This window comes from Candidatus Protofrankia californiensis, assembly GCF_900634765.1.
Taxonomy (GTDB): domain Bacteria; phylum Actinomycetota; class Actinomycetes; order Frankiales; family Frankiaceae; genus Protofrankia; species Protofrankia californiensis.
The window spans coordinates 4,311-7,128 of the sequence record NZ_CAAAFT010000135.1; the positions used below are offsets into that span (position 1 = coordinate 4,311).

Genomic DNA, 2,818 nt, shown 5'->3' on the forward strand with positions numbered 1-2,818 from the left:
CGACCGCTACTTCCTCGACAACGTCGCCGGCTGGATCCTCGAACTCGACCGTGGCCATACCTATCCGTATGAGGGTAACTACACCACGTACCTGGAGGCCAAGGCCGCTCGGCTCAAGGTCGAGGGTGGCAAGGACGCCAAGCGCAAGCGCGTCCTTACTCAGGAGCTGGAATGGGTGCGTTCGAACCCGAAAGCCCGTCAAGCCAAGAGCAAGGCACGTCTCGCCCGGTACGAGGAGCTGGCAGCCGAGGCCAACAAGGCGCGTCCTCGCGACTTCGAGGAGATCCAGATCCCGCCCGGCCCGCGGCTGGGGAATGTCGTGATCGAGGCGAAGAAGCTACGCAAGGGCTTCGGCGATCGGCTTCTCATCGACGACCTGTCGTTCTCGTTGCCCCGCGGTGGCATCGTGGGTGTGATCGGCCCGAACGGCATCGGCAAGACCACCTTGTTCACCATGTTGACCGGTCAGGCGACTGCCGACGCCGGTGAGCTGCTCATCGGTGAGACCGTGGACATCGCCTACGTGGACCAGAGCCGTGCGGGTCTGGACCCGAAGAAGAACGTGTGGGAGGTCGTCTCCGACGGGCTCGACCACATCATCGTGGGCAAGGTCGACCTACCGAGCCGCGCCTACGTGTCGTCCTTCGGCTTCAAAGGGCCTGACCAGCAGAAACCCGTCGGTGTCCTCTCCGGCGGAGAGCGCAATCGGCTCAACCTCGCACTGACTCTCAAGAAGGGCGGCAACCTGCTGCTCCTCGACGAGCCGACCAACGACCTGGACGTCGAGACGCTGCGTTCGCTGGAGGATGCACTCGGCGAGTTCCCGGGCTGCGCGGTGGTGATCTCTCACGACCGGTGGTTCCTCGACCGTGTCACCACTCACACCCTCGCCTGGGAGGGCACGGACTCCGACCCGGCCCGCTGGTTCTGGTTCGAGGGGAACTTCGCGGACTACGAGGCAAACAAGATCGACCGTCTGGGTGCCGAGGCGGCACGGCCACACCGGGTGACCTACCGCAAACTTACCCGAGACTAGGGCACCGGCCAGGTAGTGCGGACCCCGTCCGCAACCACCCGCAGGGGTCATGATCCAAACGAGTTTGTTGCTGTGCACGCTTTTCGGCCGAATTAGCGTACACGGCGACAAACTCGTGCCGATCTTCTCCGGTGGCCAGCGCTCATCGACGCATGCCAGCGTTCGCCAGGCCACGCATGATTACATGACCGGCGTACTGGCGGCATCCGGGACTGTCGGTAACCAGCGTGGGCCGTGTCTTCCGGGGCGCAGCCGCGCCCTGCGGGTGAAGGCATGCCTTCCGGAGTGAACACGGGTGGATACGTGAGTGGACGCGGGTGCGCTCCCCGGATTCACTCCGGGCGGTTGACCAGGGAGTTGGCGGCCATCGTCAGGTAGTCCCAGAGGGGTTGGAAGTGCTCCGGCGGCAGGTTGAGCTCGTCGACGGCGGCTTGCATCCGGACCAGCCAGGCGTCCCGCTGGGCGGGGCCGATCGCGAACGGCGCGTGCCGCATCCGCAGCCGGGGATGTCCGCGCTGCTCGCTGTAGGTTGACGGCCCGCCCCAGTACTGGACGAGAAACATCCGCAGCCGCTCCTGCGCGCCGGAGAGGTCTCCCTCCGGGTAGAGCGGGCGCAGCAGCGGGTCCTCGGCAACCCCCGCGTAGAAATGGGCTACCAGCCGGCGGAAGGTCTCCTCGCCTCCTACCGCGTTATAGAGGGTGTCTGCCGGACGGGCCGTGGACGGTTGCTGGGTCACACCGACCATTGTGCTGGACGGATCGTGGGCAGCGAGCATGATGCGGCCAACGGCATCTTTTCGGATCACCGGTTGCCGTCCGCGTCCCGGTTCCCCCACGGTGCATCGCAGTGGGGGAACCGGGACGGCGCAGTGTAGCGGGGAACCGTGGCGTGGCGTCAGCCTGCTGGAGGTGGAGGTTGGAGGTGGAGGAAGGCCGGCGGACCTCGGATGCGCATCGCAGCGGGGGAACTGTGGTGGCGTACCGCAGCACGGTGTCAGCCGGAGCACGGTGTCAGCCGGAGTGCGGCGCGAGCCAGACTGTCGTGTCCGGGGGGAGCGTCAGGGTGGCTCCGTCGTAGCCGACCGGGCTGCTGGCCAGCACGAGACGTCCGGGTATGGCCAGGCTGACATCCGTCTCGGCGGTGGACATGACACAGGTCAGGCCAGTCGTGCCGGATGCGCTCGGCAGTGCATCGGATGCGTTCGACGGAGTGTCTGACGCGACCAGTAGTGTGTCGGACGCTTCTGGTGGCGTTCCGGGTGCGCTCAGTGGCCCCGGGCGGTCGAATGCCAGGACCGCGGGCACGGTGTCGTTGCGCCAGCGCAGTCGACCGGCTCCGAGCATGGGCAACGCCCGCCGCAACGCCAGCGCTCCGCGTACCAGTACCAGCGTCGACACCGGGTCGGACGCCTGTGCGGCGACGGTCAGCTCGGCCCAGCCGTCGGGCTGGGGCAGCCATGGCGGTACGCCGTCGGCGCCGCCGAACCCGTACGGCGCCCGCTGTCCTGACCAGGGTAGCGGGATCCGGCAGCCGTCCCGGCCGGGGCTGCGCCGCCCGGATCGTTCCCAGACGGGGTCCTGCCGGTACGTCGGCGGCACGTCCACCTCGGGCAGGCCCAGTTCGTCGCCCTGGTAGAGGAAGACCGGCCCGGGCAGGGCGAGCAGGGTCAGCAACGCGGCACGGGCCCGACGCAGGCCGGTCTCGCCGCCCCCGTAACGGCTCGCCGGCCGGGTGACGTCGTGATTGGCCAGCACCCAGGTGGTGGGCGCGCTCACCTCGGC

Annotated in this window: 3 protein-coding genes; 1 reads left to right on the top strand and 2 read right to left on the bottom strand. The window is 68.0% G+C overall.

Annotated elements, in window-relative coordinates:
• Positions 1-1,036: ATP-binding cassette domain-containing protein (locus tag DD1DGNOD_RS29020; RefSeq protein WP_241255552.1), on the top strand; the 1,036-nt coding region annotated here is incomplete at its 5' end.
• 332 nt (positions 1,037-1,368) lie between these two features.
• Here DD1DGNOD_RS29020 and DD1DGNOD_RS08150 read toward each other — a convergent pair.
• Together DD1DGNOD_RS08150 and DD1DGNOD_RS29025 are read right to left on the bottom strand one after the other, a co-directional pair.
• Complete coding sequence (locus DD1DGNOD_RS08150; RefSeq protein WP_131765978.1) at positions 1,369-1,782, bottom strand: globin; 414 nt, start codon at positions 1,780-1,782, stop codon at positions 1,369-1,371.
• A 265-nt stretch (positions 1,783-2,047) separates the two neighbouring features.
• Positions 2,048-2,818, bottom strand: a 771-nt coding sequence (locus tag DD1DGNOD_RS29025) for an alpha-amylase family glycosyl hydrolase (RefSeq protein ID WP_241255553.1), incomplete at its 5' end; no start/stop codon positions are given.

Coding starts and splice junctions, on each gene's coding strand:
- DD1DGNOD_RS08150 (WP_131765978.1), bottom strand. CDS start 1,782: ATGGTCGGTGTGACCCAGCAACCGTCCACGGCCCGTCCGGCAGACACC.